The following is a 20,518-nucleotide window of genomic DNA, read 5'->3' on the forward strand; positions in this document are numbered from 1 at the left end:
AACCATGACCCTGATGATGCAAGACAAGCGGGTCCTCGTCACCGGCGCCGGGCGCGGCCTGGGCGCCACCATCGCGCAGGGCTTCGCGCGCGAAGGCGCCACCGTGATCGTGGCCGACCTCGATCCCGCCCTGGCCCGCGCCAGCGCCCAGGCCATTGCGGCCGCCGGCGGCCGCGCCATCGACGCCGCGCTGGACGTGACCGACGCCGCCGCGGTACGCGCCTTCGCCGCCGAATGCGAAGCGCGCCACGGCGCCATCGACGTGCTGGTCAACAACGCCGGCATCTCGGCGCGCGCGCCGTTCGACGATCCACAGACCCCGCAGATCTGGGAACGCGTGATGAACGTGAACCTGCAGGGAACCTTCAACGTCACCCACGCCTTCGTCGAACAGCTCAAGGCCCGCCGCGGCGCCATCGTCAACCTGTGCTCGATCGTGGCCTATGGCTGCGGCATTTCGACCGCCGGCTACGTGGTATCCAAGGGCGGCGTGCGCTCCTTCACCGAAGTGCTGGCGCGCGACCTGGCGCCGCACGGGGTGCGCGTCAACGCCGTCGCCCCCGGCCTGATGGAAACCGAGATGACCGCCGGCCAGCGCGCCCAGGCCCACGGCACCGACTGGTACATGCGGCGCGCGCCGATGGCGCGGGCCGGACGCGCCGACGAGATCGTCGGCCCGGTGTTGTTCCTGGCCTCGGACATGGCCAGCTACGTCAATGGCGTGGTGCTGCCGGTGGACGGCGGCTACCTGGCCGTATAGGAATCGATATGGAACCCCTCAACTCCCTCGGCACCGCGCTGGTCACCGGCGGCGCCAGCGGCATGGGCCTGGCGATCGTCGAGCGGCTGGCGCGCGACGGCTTTCGGGTCGTCATGGCCGACCGCAACGCGGCCCTGGCCGACAAGGAAACCCAGGCGCTGCGCGCGCAGGGCCTGGATGTGGACTACCGCGTGGTCGACCTGGCCGACGAACACGCCACCCGCGCCCTGGTGCGCGAACTGGCGCCGCTGGCGGCGCTGGTCAACAACGCCGGCCTGTTCGACGAACGCAAGTTCTTCGACGTCACCAGCGATGATTACCGGCGCATGTACGACGTCAACCTGCTGGCCGTCGCCACCCTGACGCAGGAAGCCGCGCGCGACATGGCCGCCGGCGGCAAGATCGTCAACATCGCCTCGCGCGCCTACCTGGGCGCGCGCAACCATCCGCACTACGTGGCCTCGAAGGCCGCGCTGGTGGGTTACACCCGCGCCTCGGCCATGGAACTGGCGCCACGCGGCATCCTGGTGAACGCCATCGCCCCCGGGCTGATCGACACCCCGCTGCTGCGCAATCTGAGCCCCGAGCGCCTGGCGGCGCAGTTGGCGCTGCAGCCCACGGGCCGCGCCGGCCAGCCGCGAGACGTGGCCAACGCGGTGTCGTTCCTGGCCTCGCCGCAAATGGACTTCATCACCGGCCAGGTGATTCTCGTGGACGGCGGCAAGTCGCTGGGCGGGTCGGGAGCATAGGCAGCATGGACAGCATCAAGTGGGACAAGGAAGTCGACGCGCTCGTGGTCGGCTCGGGCGCGGGCGGCATGAGCGCCGCGCTGACCGCCAGCGTGGCGGGCCTGGACGTATTGCTCATCGAGAAGACCGACCGCATCGGCGGCTCGACCGCCATTTCCGGCGGCGCGCTATGGATACCGCTGAATGCGCAGACCGAGGCCGCCGGCCATCCGGACAGCTTCGACAAGGTCTGGACCTATCTGCAGGAAACCGTCGGCGCGGCGGCCCCCGACGAGATGAAGCGCGCCTATCTGGACGCCGGCCCGCGCATGATGGATGACCTGGTCGCGCGCGGCTTCCTGCAGGTGGCCGCGCGCACCGCCTCGCCCGACTATTACCCCGACCTGCCCGGCGCCGCCATGGGCGGCCGCTCGCTCGATCCAGTGGAATTCGACGGCCGCAAGCTGGGCCGCCATTTCAAGACGCTGCGCGATCCGTTGAAGGAGTTCACGGTGCTGGGCGGCATGATGGTCAGCATCACCGACGTGCGCCACCTGCTGCGCGCCACCCGCGCGTTCGCCTCGTGGCGCCACGCCATGAAGCTGGTGCTGCGCTATGGCGCCGACCGCCTGCGCGGCTACCACCGCGGCACCCGCCTGCTGCTGGGCAACGCGCTGGCCGCCCAACTGTTCCACGCGATGTTGGCGCGCAAGGTGCCCTACTGGCTCAACACGCCGGCGCTGACGCTGCTGCGCGATGCCGACGGCGCGGTGCTGGGCGCCACCGTCGAGCATGAAGGCCGGCGCATGAACATCCGCGCCCGCCGTGGCGTGGTCATGGCCACCGGCGGCTTTCCGTGGGATTCGACGCGCCGCCGCCAGACCTACCCCCACCCCACCGACGACTGGTCGATGGCGCCGCGCGACAATACCGGCGACGGCATCCGCCTGGCCGAGGACGCCGGCGCAACGCTGGGCCAGGGCCATTCCAGCCCCGCCTTCTGGGCGCCGGTGTCGATCCTGGAACAACCTGGGGGCAAGCGCCTGCACTATCCCCACCTGGTGTGGGACCGCGCCAAGCCCGGCCTCATCGCCGTCAACGGCGCCGGCCGCCGCTTCGTCAACGAATCGACTTCGTACCACGCCTTCGTGCAGGCCATGTACCGCAGCCACGAGCAGGTGCCGACGATGCCGGCCTTCCTGCTGTGCGACCAGCGCTTCATCGATACCTGGGGCCTGGGCCTGGCGCTGCCCGGCGGACGGCCGCGCCAGCATCTCATCGATGCCGGCTACCTGCTGCAAGGCGCAACGCTGGAGGCGCTGGCGCAGAAACTGGGCGTGCCGCCCGATGCGCTGCACGCGACCGTCGCGCGCTACAACGAATACGCGGCGCAAGGCCTGGACCCCGACTTCGGCAAGGGGAGCACCGCCTACAACCGCTACCTGGGCGACCCCGAGCACCAGCCCAACCCCTGCCTGGCGCCGCTCGGCGCCGGCCCCTACTACGCGGTCAAGGTGTACGCCGGCGACATCGGCACCGCCCGCGGCATCGCCGCCAATGGCAACGCGCAGGCGCTGGACGCCGCCGGCCAGCCGATTCCCGGCCTCTACGTGGCCGGCAACGACATGCATTCGGTCATGGGCGGCGCCTATCCGGCGCCCGGCATCACGCTCGGACCCGCCCTGACTTTCGGCTGGGTCGCTGGACAACACCTGGCCCGTGCCCAACACTGACGCACCACCACCGACAAGGACTCCCATGAAGATCTACTTCTCGCCCGCCTCGCCCTTCGTGCGCAAATGCATGGTCATCGCCCACGAACTGGGCCTGGCCGACCGCATCGAGAAACTGCCCAGCGCCGCCGGCCCCGTGGCCCGCGACCAGAACATCATCCCCGACAATCCGCTGGGCCAGGTGCCGACGCTGATCACCGACGACGGCCAGCGCCTGTTCGACAGCCGCGTCATCTGCGAATACCTGAACGACCTGGGCAAGGGCGCGCTGTTCCCCACTGGCGCCACCCGCTGGGCCGCGCTGGCCGAACAATCCCTGGGCGACGGCATGCTGGGCGCCGCGCTGCTGGCGCGCTACGAAACCGTGCTGCGCCCCGAGCCGCTGCGCTGGGACGGTTGGTACGAAGGCCAGATGGGCAAGGTGCGCGACGGCCTGGCGTTGCTCGAGAAGACCGCCGCCCGCCTGGAAGGCCGCCTGGACATCGGCACCATCACCGTCGGCTGCGCCCTGGGCTACCTGGACTTCCGCTATCCCGATTTCGACTGGCGCGCCGGCCATCCCGCCGTCGCCGCCTGGTTCAAGGCGTTCAACCAGCGCCCCTCGATGCAGGCCACGCTGCCGCACGCCTGACCCGCTCCGGTTTGGGTGGCCGCCAAGCCTGGAGAACCCGCCGGGCTCCCGGCGCAACGGCCGCCCGGTACGGCGCGCCCTCTTGGGCCCGCCGCTCGCCCCTGGCTTTTGCCAGGGGCTTTTTTTTCTTACAGATCGACATACCGCCCCGCGCGGGACCGTCTATATTGAACTTCCAAGGTCCCCGCCGGACCAACTGGTAGACCCCACCGACCAGGGAGCCCACGCATGAACGTGTCCGCCGTCTCCCCCATCGCCCGCGTCGCCGCGCCGTATGCCGCGCGCATTCCGTTGCTGGACGACACCCGCCCCGTCTGGGAAGCCGAATGGGCCGCCCGCAACGCCGCCACGCGCCAGGCGCAACGCAGCGCCCAGGCGCAGGCCGCCTGGCAGGCTCAGCGCATCGCCCGCGCGGCTGCCTCACCGCAGGCGGATGACGCCGATGCCGGCCGCGCCGTCGCCAACACGCCATCCCGGGCGGTGGCCCTCGTGGCCGCCGCGCCCCCCGCCATCAACGTCGACCAGCTGCGCGACCTGTACGCCGATGCCCGCCTGCGCCGCGCCATCGACGAATTCTCGGCGCGTCCCGACCCGGTGGCGCTACGCGCCGACAGCGCCAATGATCTCGGCACCATCGAAGGCCTGACGCCGCTGCAGCCTTATCGCGTGGCCATGGGCAACCCGCAAGTGCAGGAACTACAGACCACCGTGGCCTTGAAGGCCGCCGGCCTCGGCATTCCCAAGGTCGAGAACATCGGCCCCACCGAGAACGTGACCGACCAAGCCCGCTACCGGCCCAACGCGCGCACTTGATTGAACCGCGCAGGCGCAATCCGCGCCTGGCCCCCCGCGCGCGACACGAAGGCTCGGGCAGAAACGCCTCGGATAACGCTCACGTGCACCACTGCGCCGATCCAGGCAAGAAAAAAGCCGCCCACACGGGCGGCTTGTCACTTGCCGGACGGCGACGTCCGATCAGTGGAAGAACTCGGCGATCATCGTCGCGCCCAGGAAGGTGCCGGCGTTGGCCGCCAGCGACACCACCACGATCTTCCAGCCCAGCTTGCGGAAGGCCGGCAGGTCCTTCAGGATCGACAGGCCGGCCATCGCCAGGATCACCGTGGTGAACGGCAGGAAGTTGACCTTGTTGACCGCGGCGATGATCTGGTCCGAGTACGGCACCGCGCCGGGGCAACCCACGGTCATGGCGATCAGCGACAGCACCGCCACGGCAGGCAGCTTGGGCACCACGCGCAGCAGCAGGTCGGCGATCACGACCAGCAGGATGATGATCAGCATGCCGGGCAGCGCGTCCAGGATCGGCACCTTGTAGCCGAACTGGTTGCCGACCAGGGCGAACAGGCCACACACGGCATAGGCGGTGAGGCGGTCGCCGAAGCCCATCTTCACGGCGTGCGACGGCGCGTCGGTCGCGGCCGTGGTGTCGGCGGCGGTTTCGGCCTTGGCGCGCGAGAAGCGGCCCAGCACCGGCTCCAGCTTGCCGTACAGGAAGATGGTCGTCGGCAGCGAGATGAACAGCGTGAAGTACACGCCCACCACCGTGGTCAGCAGGTTGGCGGCGGCGGCCAGCGCGGCCACCTGGTGCGCCACTTCCGGCGTCTGCTGCGAAGCGATGGCGCCCACGCCCGCGGCCATCATGCTGCCCGAGCCCACGCCGGCGCCCATGGCGAGCGAGCGCGGATCGAAGATGTTCAGGCTGGTGATGAAGCCGGCCATCAGCGCCACGAACAGCGCGCCGATCACGGTGCCGGTGATGTACTCGGCCATCACGCCGCGGCCTTCGGGCGAATTCATGCCGTAGCGCTCGCCGATGATCGCCAGGCTCGGCTCGCGGCCCACCGAGAAGGTCGCGCCAATGGCTTCGCGCTTGATGCCCAGCAGCAGCGCCAGCGGCAGGCCGATGGCCATGGTGCCGAAGAAGTGGCCGAATTCCTGGAACACCAGGGCCCAGCCGGCGTCGCGCACCTGCGGCAGCGAGCCGCCCACCATCAGGCCCAGCTTGGCCAGGAACGGCAGCAGCGCGTATTGCAGGTAGCCGCTGATGCGGGTCTGCATGGCGGTGTCGATACCCGCGTTGGCCGGCAGGCGCTGGCCGAAGGCGGCCACGACCGCGCCGATGAAGATGGCCCAGAGCATGGGCTGCAGAACGATCTTGCCCGGGCCCACCGCGAAGGTGAGGCTGCCGATCGCTTCGGACACGAGCACCACCAGCAAGATGGCGACAAGCATGCGGATGCGGCTCGATAGCGACATGGCGGGCATGGCCAGGCTGGCGCTGGCATGAGACATCGGATTCCCCTGAGTACGTGAGTAGGTATGGCGCGGCCCGATCGGCATGTCCGTGGCGGGCCAGCCCCGCTGAACGGCTGGCGCGGGACGGCGTGCACGGGGCGGTCCGTAGGGACGGCTCGCGATGCGAGCGGGCGGCAGCGGCGATTTTCGCCCGGGGGCCGGCGCGCCAACCATGACAGCGCCTGGGCTAATGTGTTGCGTAAAATGCAACGGATGCCCCTGGGCAGGGAATTTTTTGCAAGAACCGGCAATATATAAGGGTAAACCCTCAATATGTTGCAGACCGAACCGATGCCTTTGCGCCACGGAGCTTCCCCATGGACGAAAAACTCGACGCCCGCCGCACCCATTACTTCATGCAGGTCATGAGCCGCGGCTCGGTGCGCGGCGCCGCCGAAGTGCTGAACATGGACCCGTCCGCCGTCAGCCGCGCCATCGCGGCGCTGGAGCGCGACTGCGGCATGGCGCTGTTCGAACGGCGCGGCCGCGGCGTGGTGCCGACCGACGCCGGCCACATCCTGGCGCGCTACGTGAAGCGCCAGCAGAACATCCAGGAGAGCTTCTTCTCGGAAATCGACAGCCTGCGCAAGGCGGAACGCGGCCACATCGACCTGGTGCTGGGCGAAGGCTTCGTCGAGCTGATGTTCGACCGCGTCCTGCCCGGCTACTGGCGCAATCATCCGGAAGTCACGCTGGACATCGACGTGGCCCGCACCTCGGAAATCGTGCAGCGCATCGTCGACGACCAAGCCTACATCGGCCTGGTGTTCCAGCCGCCCAACGATGCACGGCTGCGCACGCACTATTCGCGCCCCGAGCCGATCCGCGCCATCGTGCGCCAGGAGCATCCGCTGACGCGCCTGCAGCGCCCGCTGCTGCTGACCGACCTGGTCGAGTATCCCGGCGCCGCAATGCAGGAAGGCTTCGGCGTGCGCCAGCACATCCAGGCCGCCGAGATCAGCGAACAGGTGCGGCTGCGCAACGTGCTGACCACCTCGTCGTTCAAGGCGCTGTGGCAGTTCGCCGCCACCGGCATCGGTTATGCCCTGACGCCGCCGATCGCCGTCACCGCCGACATGGCCGCACTGCGCCTGGCCAGCCTGCCGCTGGCCAACCCCATCCTCAACCAGGGCAGCCTGCACGTGCTCAGCCGCGCCGGCCGCCACATCTCGCCCGCCGCGCGCGAACTGCTGGACCACATCGTGCGCGGCATCGGCACGCCCGCCGACGCCATCTGATATGGTCGCCAGGGGCGAATCTGCATCTGCCCCGCCCGCGCCGGGGCGGCTACAGTGGGTCCATCCCCTGTCTGGAGACCCGCCATGCTCAGCTTCCTGCGCACGGTCAAATCCGTGCTGTGGGGCTTTTTCGGCGTGCGCCGCGGCCGCGGCTACGACGCCGACATCGCCCACAACAAGCCCGCTCCGCTGATCCTCACCGGCCTGCTGATGGCCGCCTGCCTGGTCGTGATCCTGGTGCTGGTGGCGCGCTGGGCGGTCAACGCCGCGCTGTAGACCGCCGCGCGATCTGCAATGACGCCATGGGGTCAATGGGCGGATCGCGTGCCCGCGTAGCCGCGAGCCAGCACGCTAGGGCAGCGCCAGCGCCGACATTTCCGTCAGCAACTGGCCGAACGCCCGCACCGCCGGCGCCTGCTGTTCCGCCTGGCGCGAAATCAGCCTGAATTCGGCATGGGTCAACGGCGGCAGGCCGTAGCGGCCGTCGATCACATCCATGCCGGGCCGCACGTCTTCCTGCGGCAGCGCCGTCACCGCGAGCCCCGCCAGCACGGCCGCGCGCAGGCCCTCCTGGCTGGGCGAGGTGAAAGCCACGCGCCATTCCAGGCCGGCCGCCCGTAGCGCGTCCACGCCGACCAGGCGATGCACGCAGGGAGACGGCGCGAAGGCCAGCGGTATGGGCTCGTCACCGGAATAGTCGAACGCATGCGCGGCCGCCCACACGAAGCGCGTGCGCCGCAGCATCGCGCCGCGCTCGGGTTCGCTGGGCAGCGCCATCACCACCGCCAGATCCAGCATATCCGCCTCGACCTGGGTGCGCAGATCCAGGTAGCTGCCGACCACCACGTCCAGGCGCACCGCCGGAAACGCGCGCGCGAACCGCGCCAGCAGCAATGGCAGGCGTTCGCCCATGAAATTCTCGGGCACGCCCAGGCGCACCGCCCCCGCCACCGATGACCGCTGGAAACGCCGCGTCAGCGCGTCCTGCGCCCGCAGTACCTGCTCGGCGTAGCGCAGGAAGTCCTCGCCGTCTTCGGTCAGCGCCAGGCTGCGGGTGGTGCGGACCAGCAGCGCGGTGCCGGCCTGCGCTTCCAGGCGCCGGATCTGGTGGCTGACGGCCGACTGGCTCAGGTGCAGCCGTTCGGCGGCGCGGGTGAATCCGCCGGCCTCCTTGACCGCGACGTAGGTGCGCAACAAGGCGGTATCGAAGTCCATGGCGTCAACTCATGATGAATATTGATGAATCCGACGAAATTAAATCATTTCCATCATTTTTAACACGCTCCCAGAATGAGGTCCCGCAGCGGATTCCCGCCGCCGACCTCTCGTGAGAACCCCGATGCCGCTTTCGATAGCGCAGAAAAATAGCTTTACGCTGGCCGCCGTCTGCCTGGCCGCCCTGATGTTCGGCCTGGAGATCTCCAGCGTGCCGGTGATCCTGCCCACGCTGGAACAGGCCCTGCACAGCGGCTTCCAGGAACTGCAATGGATCATGAACGCCTACACCATCGCCTGCACCACGGTGTTGATGGCCGCGGGCACGCTGGCCGACCGCTACGGCCGCAAGCGCCTGCTGCTGGCCAGCCTGGCGGTGTTCGGCCTGACCTCGCTGGTCTGCGGCTGGGCGCAGGACACCGGCGTGCTGATTGCCGGCCGCGCCCTGCAGGGCCTGTCCGGCGGCGCCATGCTGATCTGCCAGGTGGCGGTGCTGTCGCACCGCTTCCAGGACGGCGCCGCGCGCGGCCGGGCCTTTGGCGCCTGGGGCATCGCCTTCGGCGTCGGCCTGGGATTCGGCCCCGTCATCGGCTCGGCCATCGTGGCGGTAGCGAGCTGGCAATGGGTGTTCCTGGCGCACGGCCCGCTGGCGTTGATCGCCCTGGGCCTGGCGTGGAAAGGCGTGGACGAATCGCGCGATCCGCGCCAGCGCAGGCTGGACGTGGCCGGCATCGTCTCGCTGTCAGTGGCGGTGTTCGGACTGGCCTGGTTCATCACCCAGGGGCCATCGGCGGGCTTCGCCAGCTTGGCGACCCTCGCCAGCCTGGGCGCGGCCATCGTGGCGCTGGTCGTCTTCGTGATCGCCGAACGCCGCTGCGCCGACCCGATGTTCGACTTCGCGGTCTTCCGCATCCGCCGCTTCTCGGGCGCGCTGCTGGCGTCGGCCGCCATGAACTTCAGCTTCTGGCCCTTCATGATCTACCTGCCGCTGTATTTCCAGAACGGCCTGGGCTACGGCGGCCTGGGCACCGGCCTGTCGCTGCTGGCCTACACCCTGCCGACCCTGGTGGCGCCGCCGCTGGGCGAGAAACTGGCGCTGCGCTACCGCCCCGACACGGTGATCCCGGCCGGCCTGTTCGCCATCTGCCTGGGCTTCGCGCTGATGAAATGGGGCAGCGGCTTCGCGCACGCCAGCTGGCTGACGATGCTGCCTGGCTGCCTGCTGGCCGGCACCGGCCTGGGCCTGATCAACACCCCCGTCACCAACACCACCACGGGCGCGGTGCCCGGCGACCGCGCCGGCATGGCCTCGGGCATCGACATCAGCGTGCGCATGATCAGCCTGTCCATCAATATCGCGCTGATGGGATTCCTGCTGGTCGAAAGCGTCCTGGCGTCGCTGCGCCGCCATTGGCCCCAGGCGCCCGCCGATGCCACGCTGCGCGCCATGGCCGAGGCCCTGTCGGCGGGCAACCTGGGCGATGGCGCCGCGCCCGCCATCCCCGAGGACGTGGCCCGGATCGCGCTGACGCACGGGTTTGGCGACGTGATGCTGTACGGCGCGGCGGCCGTCGGCCTGCTGGCGCTGGCCAGCCTGGCCGCCTTCCGGGGCGCCCGGCCGCGTCCCCGGGCGGTCGCCGGGTCCGGCGGCTGAACGCCGCCACGCGGGTGTCTGCCGCAGGCATACGCTTATTACCAGAATGACTTAGACGGTCGAAGCGGCTGCCTGTTACGGTTATGAATCCCCCAGTCCCCGCCTACGGCGGGCCACGCTTGCGGGGACCAGACCGAGAAGACCTCAAGGGCAGTAGACATGTACGTGTATGACCCCGTCGACCAGCAGCTCGTCGAGCAGCGCGTGGCGCAGTTCGCCGACCAGACGCGCCGCTTCCTCGATGGCCAGCTCACCGAAGATGAATTCCGCGTCCTGCGCCTGCAGAACGGCCTGTATATCCAGCGCCACGCGCCGATGCTGCGGGTGGCCATTCCCTATGGCATCCTGGCCTCGCGCCAGCTGCGCACCCTGGCGCACATCGCGCGCAAGTGGGACCGCGGCTACGGCCACTTCAGCACGCGCCAGAACATCCAGTTCAACTGGCCCAAGCTGGAAGACGTGCCGGACATCCTGGCCGAACTGGCCACGGTGCAGATGCACGCCATCCAGACCAGCGGCAACTGTATCCGCAACACCACCACCGACCACTTCGCCGGCGTCGCGCCGGACGAGCTGATCGACCCGCTGGTGTGGTGCGAGATCATCCGCCAGTGGTCCACGCTGCACCCCGAATTCGCCTTCCTGCCGCGCAAGTTCAAGATCGCGGTCAGCGGCGCCGTGCAGGACCGCGCCGCGGTCGGCGTGCACGACATCGGCCTGCAGGCGGTCGAGCGCGACGGCAAGCTCGGTTTCCGCGTCTGGGTCGGCGGCGGTATGGGCCGCACGCCCATCGTCGGCAAGCTGATCAACCCCTTCGTCGAATGGCAGGACCTGCTGACCTATCTGCAGGCCGCGCTGCGGGTCTACAACCTGCATGGCCGCCGCGACAACAAGTACAAGGCGCGCATCAAGATCCTGGTGAAGGACCTGACGCCGGAAGTCTACGCGCAGCAGGTGGACGAACAGTGGCAGCTGATCAAGGGCGGCCCCGACACCATCACGCAGGAATTCGTCGACACCATCGCCGCGCGCTTCATCTGGCCGCAATACGATCCGGCCGCGGCGCACGATACCGACAACACGGCGGCGCTGGCCGCCGCCGACAAGCGCTTCGCGCGCTGGGTCCGCACCAACGTGCACGCCCACAAGACGCCGGGCTACGCCGCCGTCACCGTCTCGCTCAAGGCCACCGGCGTGCCGCCGGGCGACATCACCGCCGACCAGATGGACGCGGTGGCCGCGCTGGCCGATGAATACGGCTTCGGCGAACTGCGCGTGTCGCATGAGCAGAACCTGATCCTGGCCGACGTGCGCCGCGCGCGCCTGCACGAGTTGTGGGGCAAGCTCGAAGCGCTGAACCTGGCCACGCCCAACGTCGGCCTGCTGACCAACATCATCGCCTGTCCGGGCGGGGATTTCTGCGCGCTCGCCAACGCCGTGTCGATCCCCGTGGCCGAGGCCATCCAGCGCCAGTTCGACAACCTCGACTACCTGTTCGAAATCGGCGAGCTGGACCTGAACATCTCCGGCTGCATCAACTCCTGCGGCCACCACCACGTCGGCCACATCGGCATCCTGGGTGTCGATAAGGCCGGCGAAGAGTGGTACCAGGTCACCATCGGCGGCCGCCAGAACGGCGCCGCCAAACCGCTGCCCGATATCGAATCGACGAAGGGCGGCGGCGCCGCCATCGGCCGCATCATCGGGCCCTCGTTCGCCCGCGACCAGGTGCCGGGCGTGGTCGACCGCCTGATCCGCACCTACCTGGGCTTGCGCGACAGCGAGGAAGAACGCTTCATCGATGTGGTGGACCGCGTCGGCATCGATCCCTTCAAGCAGGACGTGTATTCCGACCCCGCCTTTGCCAAGCCCGCCCAGGAGGCCGCCCATGTCTGAGCCCTACGCCCACGACGCCCCCGGCCCGCACCTGATCCGCAACGGGCAACTCGAAAGCGACGCGGCCCGCCCCTTCGTGCCCGATCCCGAGGTCGCGGCCGACGGCCAGGTGCCGACCGACGAACCCGGCTGGATCGTGCCGCTGGCCACCTGGAAGGCCTCGCACGCCACGCTGCGGCGCCATCGCCATCCGGTCGCGGTCCTGCTGGGGCCCGACGCCGACCTGCGCGACCTGCTGGAAGCCGACGGCACGCTCGATCCGGCGGGCATCGCCTTCATCGCGGTGGACTTCCCCGTCTACACCGACGGCCGCGGCTATTCGCTGGCGCAACTGCTGCGCACCCGCTATCACTGGACGGGCGAGCTGCGCGCGGTCGGCGACGTGATGATCGACACCATCCACTACCAGGCGCGCGTCGGCTTCGACAGCTTCCTGGTCAAGCCGGGCCACGACCCGCGCAAGGCGCTGGACGCGTTCAAGACCTTCACGGTGCACTACCAGAAGACCTACCGCGCGCCCGCGCCGGCGCAGGCCTGACGCGCGCAGCCGGCCTCGATGCCATCGAGGCCGGACCGAACCCTTATCGTTCAATCCGCCTCGTCGACCACGCCGGGCAAGCTCCAGCGCTGGCGCCTGACCTCGTCCTGCCCCAACTGCGTGCGGATCAACTCGGCAATGGCGCGCTGGCGCGGCGCCTGCATGCGGTCGATCAAGCTCGAGACGCTGACCGCCAGCCGCGGATAGCCGCCCGCGTCGCACAACGCCACCCCTACCCCCAGCACGCCCGGCACCGCCGCATTGCCCACCACCGCCCAGCCCCGGTCGCGCGTGTTCTCGGCCAGCCGCCGCATCTGCGCCACCGTCATGCCGCCGTAGGCGCGCAGGGCCTGCTCGTTCTGTGCGATCACCTCGTCGGCCTCGGCCGGCGGCAAGGCGCCCAGCAGCGCCAGGCCAGCCGCGCCCACGCCCAGCGGCTGGCGATGGCCGATGGTCACCGCCAGCACCTGCACCGGATAGTTGCCGACCTCGCGATGCAGGCATAGCGAATCGCCGCCGGCGCGGCAGATCAGGAATGCCGAATCGCCGCTGACGTCGCTGATCTGCCGCAGCACCGGCCGCAAGCCGCGCACCGCTTCGGCGTGCGGATCGCCGGCCATCATCACGCCCAGTTCCGCCATGCGCCAGTGCGGCGCGTCCGGCTCGCGCAGCGCGTAGCCCTCCTGCGCCAGCACATCCAGGTACCGGTAGACGGTGGAGCGCTGCATGCCGGCGGCGCGCGCGATGTCGGTCACGTGCATGCCGGCCGCGCCCGCCTGGCGCAGCACGCCCAGCACCCGCAACCCGCGCCGCAACACCCGCGGCCCGCCGTCGTCGCTTTCCGGTTTGTTCATTTTCTGGACACCTTGCGTTGATGAGGCGCCTATCAAAGCCCAATATGAAGTCGGGCAGGCAAAGATCTGTCCAGATATTAGACAAACAGGACGGAGACAACCATGCAGACATTCAGCAGGCAGCTGGCCGCCAGCGTCGCGGTCCTGGCGGGCGCCATTGCATTCAGCGCGCCGAGCCAGGCTGCCAAACCCTATCCCGAACGCCCGGTGACCCTGGTGGTCGGTTACGCCGCGGGCGGCGCCACCGACATCGTGGCGCGCCTGGTCGCCAAGGCCCTGAACGAGGAACTCGGCCAGACCATCGTGGTGGAGAACAAGACCGGCGCCAACAGCAACATCGGCGCCGAAATCGTCGCGCGCGCCGCGCCCGACGGCTATACGCTCTACGTCGGCTCGATCGCCAACACCATCAACCGCACGCTGTACAGCAAGCTCAACTACGACTTCGTCAAGGACTTCGAGCCGATCGGCCTGCTGGCGACCATCCCCAACATCCTGGTGGTCAACCCCAAGCTGCCGGTCAAGACGGTGCCGGAATACCTGGCCTACGCCAAGGCCCACCCCGGCAAGCTGACCTGCGCCTCGTCGGGCAGCGGCTCGTCCATCCACCTGTCCTGCGAACTGTTCAAGATGCAGACCGGCACCGACATCCTGCACGTGCCCTATCGCGGCAGTGGTCCGGCGGTGGCCGACCTGCTGGGCGGCCAGGTCGATTCCATGTTCGACAACCTGCCCTCGTCATTGCCCCACGTGCAGGCTGGCAAGCTGCGCGCCATCGGCGTCACCTCGCCGCAGCGGCTTCCGGCCGTGCCCGAGGTGCCGACGCTGGCCGAGTCCGGCCTGCCCGGCTTCGACGTCGAATCCTGGTTCGGCCTGATGGCGCCGGCCGGCACGCCGCAACCCGTCATCGAGCGCCTGAACCAGGCCTTGAACAAGGCGCTGGCCGATCCCGCGCTGGTGGCGTCCTACAAACAATCGGGCTTCTACGCGCCGCAGCAACCCAACACGCCCGAGACCTTCGGCAAGAAGATCGCCAGCGAAATCGACAAATGGGGCGAAGTGGTCAAGCGCGCCGACATCAAAGCCAACTGAGGAGCACCAGGGTGTACCCGATAGATTTCTTTTTTCGCGCCGCCGAGCAGTATCCGGACCGCGTGGCGCTGGACGCGCCCGAGGGCCAGGTGACGTATGCGCGGCTGGCCACGGACGTGCGCGCGCTGGCCGCCGCGTTGCAGGACCTGGACCCGGCGCCACAGACCCGCGTCGCCCTGTGCGCGGGCAACACCAGCCGTCATATCCTGGCGCTGCTGGCGGTGCTGGCCAGCGGCAAGATCTGGGTGCCGCTGAACATCCGCAGCACCGCGCGCGAGATCGGGCGCATCCTGGATGCCACCGAGCCGTCCATCGTCATGGTCGACGGTGCCGGCGACGCGCTGGTGGCGGCGGGCGCGCCGCACCGCGTCAGCCTGTCGGCGGACGCCGCGGGCGTTGCCTTCGAGACCCTGCTGCAACGCGGCGCCGGGCGCGAACCGCTGCGCCACGCGTTGCCGCGCGACGCCACCCAGGCAATCAAGTTCACCGGCGGCACCACCGGCCTGCCCAAGGGCGTGATGCAGCCCTATCACGCCTGGAACGCCGCCATCATCAACCAGATCCATAGCTGGGGCCTGACGCACGAGGACCGCTACGTGGTCGCCGCCCCGGTGACGCATGGCACCGGCACCTACCTCTTGCCGGTGCTGGCGCGCGGCGGCGCGCACGTGCTGCTGGACAGCGCCACGCCGGCAGCCATCACCGCCGCCTTCCGCGAGCGCGGCGGCACCCTCAGCTTCATGCCGCCGACGCTGATCTACATGATCATGGCGCAGCCGGGCGTGTCGCGCGCCGATTTCCCCAAGCTGCGCAACCTGATCTACGGCGGCGCGCCCATGCCGTCCGAAAAAATCGAACGCGCCCGCGCCTTCTTCGGCCCGGTGCTGGGCACCACCTACGGCCAGACCGAGGCGCCGCAGATCGTCACGGTGCTGCGCCCCGCCGACCTGGAATCGCCCGACAACCGCGCCTCGGTCGGCCGCGTCACCTGGCTGTCGGACGTCGCCATCATGGACCCGGCCGGCGCGCTGCTGCCGCGCGGCGCCATCGGCGAAGTGGTGGTGCGCGGCGACCTGGTGATGTCGGGCTACTGGCGCCTGCCCGAGAAGACCGCCGAGACCATCGTCGACGGCTGGCTGCACACGGGCGACACCGGCCTGATCGATGAGCGCGGCTACCTGTTCCTGAAGGACCGCCTGCGCGACGTCATCATCAGCGGCGGCTTCAACGTGTACCCCGTGGACGTCGAAAACGCGCTGTCGTCGCATCCGGCCGTCTACGAATGCTCGGTGTTCGGCCTGCCCGACGACAAATGGGGCGAGGCCGTGCACGCCGCGGTGCAACTGCATCCCGGCGTCGCGGCCGACGCCGACGCGCTCAAGGCCCACGTGCGCGGCCTGCTCGGCCCGGTCGCCACGCCCAAGCAGATCCACCTCCACGCCAGCCTGCCGCGCTCGCCCGTCGGCAAGGTGCTCAAGAACGCCGTGCGCGACGCGGCCCTCAAGGAATCGCCATGAACACGCCCGAAACCCGCCTCTGCGCCCATCACCTCACCGGCATGTCGTACCGCGACGTCGACCTGGTGGAAGACCTGATCGGCAAGAAGACCTTCACCGAAGTCATGATCATGCAGATCCTGGGCCGCGAGGCGCGGCCGGTGGACATGCGCATCGTCGACGCGGTGCTGGTGACCCTGATGGAGCATGGCCTCACGCCCAGCGCCATCGCCACCCGCCTGATCTACATGAGCGCGCCCGAAAACCTGCAGGGCGCGGTGGCATCCGGCCTGATGGCGGTCGGCAGCCGGTTCGTCGGCACCATGGAGAACTGCTCGCGCCTGCTGGACCGCATCCGGCAGGCCGCCGACGGCCGCGCCGAGGCGCTGGAGATCGCGCAGGAATTCCGCGCCAGCCGCCAGGCGCTGCCGGGCTTCGGCCATCACCTGCACAAGCCCGATGACCCGCGCTCGATCAAGCTGCTGGCGCTGGCCGAGGCCGAGCCGGACCTGCCCGGCGATTCGCTCAAGGCGCTGCGCCTGCTGGCGGCGGCGATCGACGAGACCTACGGCAAGCACATCACCATCAACGCCACCGGCGCGGTCGCCGCGCTGCTCAGCGAGATCGGCGTGCCCACCGCGCTGATGCGCGGCTTTGCGGTCATCTCGCGCGCCGCCGGCCTGGTGTCGCACGTGGCCGAGGAGCAGCAGAGCCCGAGCGGCCGCTTTATCTGGGAAACCATCGACCACGCCATTCCCTACGTCGGCAAGGGCAAGTCGCACCAGCGCGACGGAGAATCGTCGTGATCCCCGCGGCGCCCGGCGCGCGGCTGGCGGGCAAGATCGCGCTGGTGGCCGGCGCCGGTTCCTCGGCCGCCGGCTGGAGCATCGGCAAGGCCAGCTGTGTCACGCTGGCGCGCCAGGGCGCGGCCATCGTCGCGCTGGACGCCGACCTGTCGGCGGCCGAGGACGCGGCCCATGAGGTCGAACGCGCCGGCGGCAAGGCGCTGCCGGTGCAGGCCGACGTGGCCGACGAGGGCGCCATGCGGGCCGCGGTGGACGCGGCACTGGCCCACTACGGTCGCATCGACGTGCTGCAGGCCAACGCCGGCATCGGCAAGGTCGGCGGCCCGGAAGACATCGACCTGGTGGATTGGGATCGCATCCAGCGCGTCAACGTCACCAGCCTGCTGATCGCCACGCGCCTGCTGGCGCCCGTGATGCGCGCGCAGGGCGGCGGCGCCATCGTCACCGTGTCGTCGATCGCCGGTATCCGTTACACCGGTTATCCCCACCTGGCCTACAGCGTCAGCAAGGCCGCGGTGATTCACTTCGCGCGCATGGCGGCGCAGCAGTACGCGGCCGACGGCATCCGCGTCAACACGGTGATTCCGGGCCTGATCGATACGCCGCGCGTCGCGAAGAACGTGGCCGGCATGTTCGCCAAGGACGACCTGGAGGCGGCGCGCAAGGCGCGCGACCGGCAGGTGCCGATGGGCCGCATGGGCACGCCGTGGGAAGTGGCGAACGCGGTGGCGTTCCTGGCGTCGGATGAAGCGTCGTACATCACCGGCACGGAACTGCTGGTGGACGGGGGCCTGACGGGCAAATACGCTTAGGGCGAGCCGCAAGGAAGAACATGGCGGCGCGGCCCGGGCGCGTATCCGGACCGCGTGACGCGGAGGACGCGATCAGGCCGCCCCGCGCCCTCGCCGTCAGGGCAGCACCGGAAAACGCATGGCGATCTCGTCGCCCGTGAACCGCGCGACCCAGCCCGCCGGATCATTGAACAGCCGGATACAGGTGAACGCGGGCGCCGAGCCCATGTCGAACCAGTGCGGCAGGCCGGCCGGCACCGAGATCAGGTCGTCCTACTCGCACAGCACCGCGTAGACGCGGCCGGCGGCATGCAGCGTGAACAGGCCGCTGCCGGCAACGAAGAAGCGCACCTCGTCATCGGCGTGCGTGTGCTCGGCCAGGAACTTGCGGCGCAAGGCCTCGCGCTCGGGGTGCGCCGGGTCCAGGCTGACCACGTCGACGCTGCGATAGCCGCGCTCGGCCACCAGCCGGTCGATCTCGGGACGATACGCCGCCAGCACCTCGGCCTGCGGCGCGCCGGGCGCCACCGGCGTCTGCGCGCGCCAGCGTTCGAAGGTCACGCCGATGGCGGCCAGCTCGCGCCGGATCTCGCCGACTTCATCGAGGCGCCGGCCGGCGGCGGGATCGTCCTGCGGATAGATCGTCAGCGTCGACATCGCTTACCAGGAGGTGCTGTACGCGCCAGGGAACTTCTGCGCCACGAAGGCCTTCACCTCGTCGGACTGGTAGGCCTTGATGAAGCGCGCGATGCGCGGATCGTTCTTGTTGTCCTCGCGCGCGGCGATGACCACGGCGGCGAACGGCGCCTCCTTGCTTTCCAGCACCAGCGCATCCTTGGCGGGCGACAGGCCGGCCGGGATGGCGTAGGCCGAATTCACCGCGGCGGCGTCCACGTCGGCCAGCGAGTGCGGCAGCTGCGCGGCCTCGATCTCGACGAACTTGAGCTTCTTGGGGTTGTCGACCACGTCGAACAGCGAGGCCGTCACGGTCACGCCGTCCTTGAGCTTGATGAGCTTGGCCGCCTGCAGCACCAGCAGCGCGCGGGCGCCGTTGGTCGGGTCGTTGGGGATCGCCACCTTGGCGCCCGGCTGCAGGTCGTCCAGCGACTTCACGCGCTTGGAATAGATGCCCATCTGCTGCACCACGGCCGTGGCCACCGGCACCAGCTTGTAGCCGCGCGCCTTGTTCTGCGATTCCAGGAAGGGCTTGTGCTGGTAGATGTTCAGGTCCAATTCCTTGGCATCGAGCGCGGCGTTGGGCTGGATGAAATCGCTGAACTCGACCAGCTTGACCTTCAGGCCCTGCCTGGCCGCGACCTGCTGCACCACTTCGCCGATCTGGGCGTGCGGGCCGACGGTCACGCCGACTTTCAGTTCGGCGTCCTGCGCCATGGCCGGCGCGGCGGCGGCGAATCCGATCAGGGTGGCAAGGGCGGCCAGGGTGTGGCGTAGACGCATGGGAATCTCGGCTATCGAACAAGGGAAGGGAAGCTCCGGATTCTAGTGAGCGTCCTTCAAAACCGGAAGCGATGAATTTTCATATTGATATGCGTATTTCCATATAAGCGCCGCGCCATGACAAGCACGCTTGCGCACGACACAATAGCGGCTGGATCCCAACCCCTTGCCGTCATTGCCATGTCCACCCCCAACGAACTGCATCCGCACGCGCGCGCCCTGCTGGCCGACCACTATGCCGCCGTCGATGCCGACCTGCCCGTCCTGCTCGACCTGCTGTTTGCCCGCAGCGCCGGCGAAGACTGGCACAAGGCCGGCACCTTCAAGCACCACCTGCTGGGCGTCTACCGCACCCTGGCGCTGTGGAACCAGCCGCGCGAAGTGCGGCTGCTGGGCCTGTTCCACAGCGTGTATGGCAACGAATACGTCGACCTGACGCTGTTCGACCGCGAGCGCGAACGCAGCACGCTGCGCGAAGTGCTGGGCGCCGAAGCCGAGGAATGGGTCAGCCTGTTCTGCGCCATGCCGCGCACCCGCTTCGTGCAGGCCATCCTGCAAGGCCAGGGCCAGGGGCCCGAGGGCCTGACGCTGGAAGGGGCCGACGGCCAGGCCTTCACCTTCACGCCGCGCCAGGTCGCCGCCTTCATCGTGGTGTCGGCCGCTGACATCGGCGAACAATGGCACAGCTGGCAGGACGAGATCTTCGCCGGCTATCCGCAGCAGCAGCGCCGCGACCTCAAGTCGCATTGGGCCGCGTCGCTGTGGCCCGGACCGCTGAAGCCGCCGTCGAACATCCTGTCGATGCTGTCGCACCTGCTGGCGCCGCTGTCGGCGCTGCCGGCCGATACCGGCATCCCGCTGCCGCCGGCCTTCGACCATTGCCGCGCCACGCTCAGCCCGCGCGACGAGGCCGCCGCCAGCGCGCTGTACTGGCAGGTCGTCACCCGCATGCACCCGCAGACCGAAATGGACACCGCGCGCCACATGCTGGAAGCCGCGGTGGCGCACAACCCGTGGGTCGCCGAGCCGCGCCTGCTGCTGGCGCAACTGGCGCTGACCGCCGGCGACTTCGAGGCCGCCGCAGGCCACGCCGCCGCCGGCCTGGCCGCGCTGCAAGCCTGGGGCACCGCCTGGGACAAGCGCATCGAGTGGGCCGGCTGGATGGCCTGGGCCCGCATCGAACTGCAGAACGCCCGGGCGCGCCGCTGGCCGGAAAACCTGGCGGCCTTGAACGGCCTGGGGTTGGTGGAGTGATCGCAGCGCGCTGAGCCATGGCGCCCACGCGCAGGGTAAAACGAAAACGCCCCAGGAATCG

At 69.5% G+C, this 20,518-nt stretch carries 19 protein-coding genes and 1 pseudogene; 15 read left to right on the forward strand and 5 right to left on the reverse strand.

Annotated elements, in window-relative coordinates; genetic code table 11:
* Nucleotides 1-4 precede the first annotated feature (4 nt).
* The 5 genes from AC6CR5_RS17975 (at nucleotide 5) to AC6CR5_RS17995 (ending at nucleotide 4,665) form a co-directional block, all read left to right on the forward strand.
* Nucleotides 5-760, forward strand: coding sequence for an SDR family NAD(P)-dependent oxidoreductase (locus tag AC6CR5_RS17975; RefSeq protein WP_498084783.1), 756 nt, complete (start codon nucleotides 5-7; stop codon nucleotides 758-760).
* An 8-nt stretch (nucleotides 761-768) separates the two neighbouring features.
* Entirely contained in the window at nucleotides 769-1,509 is a 741-nt protein-coding gene (locus AC6CR5_RS17980; RefSeq protein ID WP_498084784.1) for an SDR family NAD(P)-dependent oxidoreductase, read from the forward strand.
* 5 nt (nucleotides 1,510-1,514) lie between these two features.
* Entirely contained in the window at nucleotides 1,515-3,221 is a 1,707-nt protein-coding gene (locus tag AC6CR5_RS17985) for an FAD-dependent oxidoreductase (RefSeq protein WP_498084785.1), read from the forward strand.
* A gap of 25 nt (nucleotides 3,222-3,246) precedes the next feature.
* Nucleotides 3,247-3,852 carry a glutathione S-transferase gene (locus AC6CR5_RS17990; protein WP_006390017.1) on the forward strand — a complete coding sequence of 202 codons (606 nt, stop codon included), beginning with the start codon at nucleotides 3,247-3,249 and terminating at the stop codon, nucleotides 3,850-3,852.
* Between the two features lie 228 nt (nucleotides 3,853-4,080).
* Nucleotides 4,081-4,665, forward strand: a complete 585-nt coding sequence (locus tag AC6CR5_RS17995) for a hypothetical protein (RefSeq protein WP_241116202.1) — start codon at nucleotides 4,081-4,083, stop codon at nucleotides 4,663-4,665.
* A 162-nt stretch (nucleotides 4,666-4,827) separates the two neighbouring features.
* On the opposite strand, the gene AC6CR5_RS18000 is transcribed toward AC6CR5_RS17995, so the two are convergent.
* Nucleotides 4,828-6,162 (reverse strand): DUF3100 domain-containing protein, encoded by a 1,335-nt coding sequence (locus AC6CR5_RS18000; protein WP_498084786.1) that lies wholly within the window; start codon nucleotides 6,160-6,162, stop codon nucleotides 4,828-4,830.
* Between the two features lie 320 nt (nucleotides 6,163-6,482).
* On the opposite strand from AC6CR5_RS18000, the gene AC6CR5_RS18005 reads away from it, so the two are divergent.
* Complete coding sequence (locus AC6CR5_RS18005) at nucleotides 6,483-7,403, forward strand: LysR family transcriptional regulator (protein WP_024070593.1); 921 nt, start codon at nucleotides 6,483-6,485, stop codon at nucleotides 7,401-7,403.
* 84 nt (nucleotides 7,404-7,487) lie between these two features.
* Nucleotides 7,488-7,679: a DUF2970 domain-containing protein gene (locus tag AC6CR5_RS18010; protein ID WP_006390012.1), complete on the forward strand. Its 192-nt coding sequence runs from the start codon at nucleotides 7,488-7,490 to the stop codon at nucleotides 7,677-7,679.
* 75 nt (nucleotides 7,680-7,754) lie between these two features.
* Here AC6CR5_RS18010 and AC6CR5_RS18015 read toward each other — a convergent pair whose 3' ends face one another.
* Nucleotides 7,755-8,618 carry a LysR substrate-binding domain-containing protein gene (locus tag AC6CR5_RS18015; RefSeq protein WP_498084787.1) on the reverse strand — a complete coding sequence of 288 codons (864 nt, stop codon included), beginning with the start codon at nucleotides 8,616-8,618 and terminating at the stop codon, nucleotides 7,755-7,757.
* Nucleotides 8,619-8,742: 124 nt separating this feature from the next.
* On the opposite strand from AC6CR5_RS18015, the gene AC6CR5_RS18020 reads away from it, so the two are divergent.
* From AC6CR5_RS18020 to AC6CR5_RS18030, 3 genes are all read left to right on the forward strand, one after another.
* Nucleotides 8,743-10,272, forward strand: coding sequence for an MFS transporter (locus tag AC6CR5_RS18020; protein WP_498084788.1), 1,530 nt, complete (start codon nucleotides 8,743-8,745; stop codon nucleotides 10,270-10,272).
* Nucleotides 10,273-10,431: 159 nt separating this feature from the next.
* Nucleotides 10,432-12,168, forward strand: coding sequence for a nitrite/sulfite reductase (locus AC6CR5_RS18025; RefSeq protein WP_024070596.1), 1,737 nt, complete (start codon nucleotides 10,432-10,434; stop codon nucleotides 12,166-12,168).
* Nucleotides 12,161-12,706: a DUF934 domain-containing protein gene (locus AC6CR5_RS18030; RefSeq protein ID WP_020926065.1), complete on the forward strand. Its 546-nt coding sequence runs from the start codon at nucleotides 12,161-12,163 to the stop codon at nucleotides 12,704-12,706. The genes AC6CR5_RS18025 and AC6CR5_RS18030 overlap by 8 nt, the downstream gene beginning before the upstream one ends.
* A 50-nt stretch (nucleotides 12,707-12,756) precedes the next feature.
* Here the strand turns inward: AC6CR5_RS18030 and AC6CR5_RS18035 are convergent, their stop codons facing one another.
* Nucleotides 12,757-13,560, reverse strand: a complete 804-nt coding sequence (locus tag AC6CR5_RS18035) for an IclR family transcriptional regulator (RefSeq protein ID WP_024070597.1) — start codon at nucleotides 13,558-13,560, stop codon at nucleotides 12,757-12,759.
* A 102-nt stretch (nucleotides 13,561-13,662) separates the two neighbouring features.
* Between AC6CR5_RS18035 and AC6CR5_RS18040 the strand changes: the two genes are divergently transcribed.
* The 4 genes from AC6CR5_RS18040 to AC6CR5_RS18055 are packed head-to-tail and all read left to right on the forward strand — an operon-like array spanning nucleotide 13,663 to nucleotide 17,766.
* Nucleotides 13,663-14,652 (forward strand): Bug family tripartite tricarboxylate transporter substrate binding protein, encoded by a 990-nt coding sequence (locus AC6CR5_RS18040; RefSeq protein ID WP_026382233.1) that lies wholly within the window; start codon nucleotides 13,663-13,665, stop codon nucleotides 14,650-14,652.
* An 11-nt stretch (nucleotides 14,653-14,663) separates the two neighbouring features.
* Nucleotides 14,664-16,169, forward strand: a complete 1,506-nt coding sequence (locus tag AC6CR5_RS18045) for a class I adenylate-forming enzyme family protein (protein WP_498084789.1) — start codon at nucleotides 14,664-14,666, stop codon at nucleotides 16,167-16,169.
* Nucleotides 16,166-16,954 (forward strand): citryl-CoA lyase, encoded by a 789-nt coding sequence (locus AC6CR5_RS18050; RefSeq protein WP_241116269.1) that lies wholly within the window; start codon nucleotides 16,166-16,168, stop codon nucleotides 16,952-16,954. Before AC6CR5_RS18045 ends, AC6CR5_RS18050 begins: the two co-directional genes overlap by 4 nt.
* Nucleotides 16,951-17,766: an SDR family NAD(P)-dependent oxidoreductase gene (locus AC6CR5_RS18055; RefSeq protein ID WP_498084790.1), complete on the forward strand. Its 816-nt coding sequence runs from the start codon at nucleotides 16,951-16,953 to the stop codon at nucleotides 17,764-17,766. The genes AC6CR5_RS18050 and AC6CR5_RS18055 overlap by 4 nt, the downstream gene beginning before the upstream one ends.
* A gap of 96 nt (nucleotides 17,767-17,862) precedes the next feature.
* On the opposite strand, the pseudogene AC6CR5_RS18060 reads toward AC6CR5_RS18055, so the two are convergent.
* Nucleotides 17,863-18,402, reverse strand: a pseudogene (locus AC6CR5_RS18060) (1,2-dihydroxy-3-keto-5-methylthiopentene dioxygenase).
* 3 nt (nucleotides 18,403-18,405) lie between these two features.
* Nucleotides 18,406-19,203 (reverse strand): MetQ/NlpA family ABC transporter substrate-binding protein, encoded by a 798-nt coding sequence (locus tag AC6CR5_RS18065; protein WP_020926058.1) that lies wholly within the window; start codon nucleotides 19,201-19,203, stop codon nucleotides 18,406-18,408.
* 180 nt (nucleotides 19,204-19,383) lie between these two features.
* On the opposite strand from AC6CR5_RS18065, the gene AC6CR5_RS18070 reads away from it, so the two are divergent.
* On the forward strand, nucleotides 19,384-20,457 hold the full coding sequence (locus tag AC6CR5_RS18070; protein WP_498084791.1) for a DUF6817 domain-containing protein: 1,074 nt from the start codon (nucleotides 19,384-19,386) through the stop codon (nucleotides 20,455-20,457).
* The last annotated feature ends 61 nt before the right edge of the window (nucleotides 20,458-20,518 follow it).

This window comes from Achromobacter sp. EG18 (assembly GCF_059759395.1).

What these genes read in the sequence shown, in the direction of transcription:
- AC6CR5_RS17975 (WP_498084783.1), top strand. Translation starts at nt 5, where the DNA reads ATGACCCTGATGATGCAAGACAAGCGGGTCCTCGTCACCGGCGCCGGG.
- AC6CR5_RS17980 (WP_498084784.1), top strand. Translation starts at nt 769, where the DNA reads ATGGAACCCCTCAACTCCCTCGGCACCGCGCTGGTCACCGGCGGCGCC.
- AC6CR5_RS17985 (WP_498084785.1), top strand. Translation starts at nt 1,515, where the DNA reads ATGGACAGCATCAAGTGGGACAAGGAAGTCGACGCGCTCGTGGTCGGC.
- AC6CR5_RS17990 (WP_006390017.1), top strand. Translation starts at nt 3,247, where the DNA reads ATGAAGATCTACTTCTCGCCCGCCTCGCCCTTCGTGCGCAAATGCATG.
- AC6CR5_RS17995 (WP_241116202.1), top strand. Translation starts at nt 4,081, where the DNA reads ATGAACGTGTCCGCCGTCTCCCCCATCGCCCGCGTCGCCGCGCCGTAT.
- AC6CR5_RS18000 (WP_498084786.1), bottom strand. Translation starts at nt 6,162, where the DNA reads ATGTCTCATGCCAGCGCCAGCCTGGCCATGCCCGCCATGTCGCTATCG.
- AC6CR5_RS18005 (WP_024070593.1), top strand. Translation starts at nt 6,483, where the DNA reads ATGGACGAAAAACTCGACGCCCGCCGCACCCATTACTTCATGCAGGTC.
- AC6CR5_RS18010 (WP_006390012.1), top strand. Translation starts at nt 7,488, where the DNA reads ATGCTCAGCTTCCTGCGCACGGTCAAATCCGTGCTGTGGGGCTTTTTC.
- AC6CR5_RS18015 (WP_498084787.1), bottom strand. Translation starts at nt 8,618, where the DNA reads ATGGACTTCGATACCGCCTTGTTGCGCACCTACGTCGCGGTCAAGGAG.
- AC6CR5_RS18020 (WP_498084788.1), top strand. Translation starts at nt 8,743, where the DNA reads ATGCCGCTTTCGATAGCGCAGAAAAATAGCTTTACGCTGGCCGCCGTC.
- AC6CR5_RS18025 (WP_024070596.1), top strand. Translation starts at nt 10,432, where the DNA reads ATGTACGTGTATGACCCCGTCGACCAGCAGCTCGTCGAGCAGCGCGTG.
- AC6CR5_RS18030 (WP_020926065.1), top strand. Translation starts at nt 12,161, where the DNA reads ATGTCTGAGCCCTACGCCCACGACGCCCCCGGCCCGCACCTGATCCGC.
- AC6CR5_RS18035 (WP_024070597.1), bottom strand. Translation starts at nt 13,560, where the DNA reads ATGAACAAACCGGAAAGCGACGACGGCGGGCCGCGGGTGTTGCGGCGC.
- AC6CR5_RS18040 (WP_026382233.1), top strand. Translation starts at nt 13,663, where the DNA reads ATGCAGACATTCAGCAGGCAGCTGGCCGCCAGCGTCGCGGTCCTGGCG.
- AC6CR5_RS18050 (WP_241116269.1), top strand. Translation starts at nt 16,166, where the DNA reads ATGAACACGCCCGAAACCCGCCTCTGCGCCCATCACCTCACCGGCATG.
- AC6CR5_RS18065 (WP_020926058.1), bottom strand. Translation starts at nt 19,203, where the DNA reads ATGCGTCTACGCCACACCCTGGCCGCCCTTGCCACCCTGATCGGATTC.
- AC6CR5_RS18070 (WP_498084791.1), top strand. Translation starts at nt 19,384, where the DNA reads ATGTCCACCCCCAACGAACTGCATCCGCACGCGCGCGCCCTGCTGGCC.